At 47.6% G+C, this 2,552-nt stretch carries 3 protein-coding genes; all 3 read left to right on the forward strand.

The window, feature by feature from the left end; translation table 11 throughout:
* The first annotated feature begins 81 nt into the window (after nt 1–81).
* The 3 genes from tnpA to tnpC all read left to right on the forward strand — a co-directional run bounded on the left by tnpA (nt 82) and on the right by tnpC (nt 2,521).
* Nucleotides 82–510: an IS66-like element accessory protein TnpA gene (gene tnpA / locus PV763_RS17290; RefSeq protein ID WP_004783683.1), complete on the forward strand. Its 429-nt coding sequence runs from the start codon at nt 82–84 to the stop codon at nt 508–510.
* Entirely contained in the window at nt 507–842 is a 336-nt protein-coding gene (gene tnpB, locus PV763_RS17295; protein WP_174894362.1) for an IS66 family insertion sequence element accessory protein TnpB, read from the forward strand. Before tnpA ends, tnpB begins: the two co-directional genes overlap by 4 nt.
* A gap of 74 nt (nt 843–916) precedes the next feature.
* The gene (gene tnpC, locus PV763_RS17300) at nt 917–2,521 is read left to right on the forward strand and encodes an IS66 family transposase (protein WP_420938269.1); all 1,605 of its coding nucleotides are present in this window, start codon (nt 917–919) and stop codon (nt 2,519–2,521) included.
* Nucleotides 2,522–2,552 lie beyond the last annotated feature (31 nt).

A 2,552-nucleotide genomic window follows, 5' to 3' on the forward strand; every position in this document is an offset into this window, starting at 1 on the left:
GTAAGCGTCCGCTGAGCCCCACTTTTTCTAACTCATTAATACCGCGATAGTGTCCACTAAAATTTAAGTGGACACCTATTTATGGATTTAAAGACAGTTATAGACACTGCACCAACGCTAAAAAAGCCCCGTCGAACCTTCACGGCTGAATTTAAACATCAACTTATTCAGCAATGCCAGCAGCCAGATACATCGGTGGCTAAGGTCGCAATGCAACATCAGATCAATGCCAATCTGTTGCATAAATGGATTCGTCAGTCCAGATCAATGGTTCCATCATTAACAATCTCATCCATTCCACAGACCGACTTCCTTCCCGTCATTCTTCACCCGACGCCAGTCAAACAAGAAGCACCTCCGCCACCTGTGCCAGAGAAGAAAGCTACCGCTCATATCAGGATTCCATTACATGATGAACAAGGTTCCGTAAGGGATCAGATGATCGAAATCGAATGGCCGGTGGAGTCTGCAACTGAATTACTGCTTTTACTTCAGGGCTTGATCAAATGATCCGTATCGATGAAATCTGGTTGTCTACCCAGCCCATGGACATGCGTGCGGGTATGGATACGGCCATGGCGCAGATTATGAAAGCCTTTGGCTCAATCAAACCGCATTGCGCCTACCTGTTCTGTAATAAACGTGGCCATCGTATGAAAGTGCTGGTACATGATGGACTGGGCATCTGGCTGTGTGCCAGGCGGCTGGAACAGGGAAAATTCCACTGGGCTAAAGTTCACCAGGGTGAAAACGTAGCTCTCAGTCCAGAACAGTTACAGGCACTAATTCAGGGTTTGCCCTGGCTGCGCATTGGACGACAGCAAGTGGTAACAATGCTCTAAACTAGGCTGCTACATTCTGCTATTCTCCAAACGTTCTATTTCCTCTGCGTCATGACCTCAGGCATACTGCGGTCATGAAAATGCTGCCTGATTTAAGCCAACTGACCCATGAACAACTGCTGGAATTTACCCGGCAGTTGGCGATGCAGCATCAGTCTCTGGCACAATCAAATCAAGAATTAGAAAAATCAAACCAGCAATTGGATGCCAAAGTTCAGCATCTTTCTATTCTCAATCAAAAATACGAGCATGAACTGGCGCTGTTTAAAAAGCATAAATTCGGCAGTAAAAACGAACATCTCACCGCAAAACAAATCCATCTATGGGACGAAGCGGTCGAAGAAGATATCGCAGCCGTTGATCTGGAATTAGAACGATTAAATGCAGATAAAACCGATGCAGCGACACAGAAAGCCACAGTCAACAAACCTAAACGTCGACTGCTGCCAGATCATCTACACACCATCCGTATTGAGCATGAACCTGCATCAACCCAATGCAGTTGTGGCTGCCAGTTACGTCGTATCGGCGAAGATATCAGTGAAAAACTGCATTTCAGACCGGCACAGTTCTATAAGGAACAGCATGTACGTGGCAAATGGGTCTGTGATCAGTGTGACACCCTGACTCAGCAAGCGATGCCCGCCTATGTGATTGATAAAGGTATTGCCAGTCCTGAACTGCTCAGCCATGTGCTGGTATCGAAGTATGCCGATCATTTGCCGCTGTACCGTCAGCGCCTGATCTATCAGCGGGCGGGCATTGATCTGTCCAGATCCACGTTATCTGACTGGATTGGTCGCTGCGGTGTGGAACTGGAACCTCTGGCCAATGCCTTAAAACAGGTGGTGCTGCAACAGCGGGTGATCCATGCCGATGAAACGCCGGTCACCATTATGCGGATGGGTGAGAATGAGAAAAAACCGAAGAAAGGTTATGTCTGGGCCTATGCCACCACACAGTACAATCCAGTTCAAGCGGTGATCTATGACTTTCAGGATAGCCGTTCAGGTCAGCATGCAGAAGAGTTCCTGAATGGCTGGCAGGGCCATCTGGTCTGTGATGATTACAGTGGTTATAAAGCACGCTTTAAATCAGGCGATGTCATTGAGGTGGGCTGCATGGCACATGCACGTCGTAAATTTCATGAACTGCATGTGACCGGGAAAAGTCAGATCGCTGAACAGGCATTAGTGCTGATTCAGAAACTGTATGCCATAGAAGCAGAACTCAGGAAAAAGACCGATGGTACAGCAGAACATCGCCGCGAATATCGGCAAAAGCATAGTCAACCGGTGATGCAACAACTGTATGAATGGCTCAACCAACATTATCTGACGGTGCCATCGAGTTCTCCAACTGCCAAGGCGATCAATTACAGCCTAAAACGTTGGCAGGCACTCTGCCGCTATCTGGATGATGGTAATTTGCCTATAGATAATAACTGGATTGAAAATCAGATGCGCCCCTGGGCGTTGGGACGTAAGAACTGGCTGTTTGCTGGCTCGCTGCGCAGCGGCCAACGAGCTGCCAATATCATGACTTTAATCCAGTCAGCAAAGCTGAATGGACTGGATCCGTATGCCTATTTAAGTGATGTGCTGAAAAGGCTGCCGACGCATAAAGTCACCCAAATAGAAGAATTACTGCCACACCGCTGGAAATCCGACCAAAATTAAAAAATAGGCATGGGATTCAGCGGACGCTTAC

Origin of the sequence: Acinetobacter sp. AS5, assembly GCF_048957595.1 — a bacterium.
In the GTDB taxonomy this organism is placed as follows: domain Bacteria; phylum Pseudomonadota; class Gammaproteobacteria; order Pseudomonadales; family Moraxellaceae; genus Acinetobacter.

Excerpts from the sequence above, each read along its gene's own strand:
- tnpC (WP_420938269.1), top strand. The coding sequence starts at position 917 with ATGAAAATGCTGCCTGATTTAAGCCAACTGACCCATGAACAACTGCTG.
- tnpB (WP_174894362.1), top strand. The coding sequence starts at position 507 with ATGATCCGTATCGATGAAATCTGGTTGTCTACCCAGCCCATGGACATG.
- tnpA (WP_004783683.1), top strand. The coding sequence starts at position 82 with ATGGATTTAAAGACAGTTATAGACACTGCACCAACGCTAAAAAAGCCC.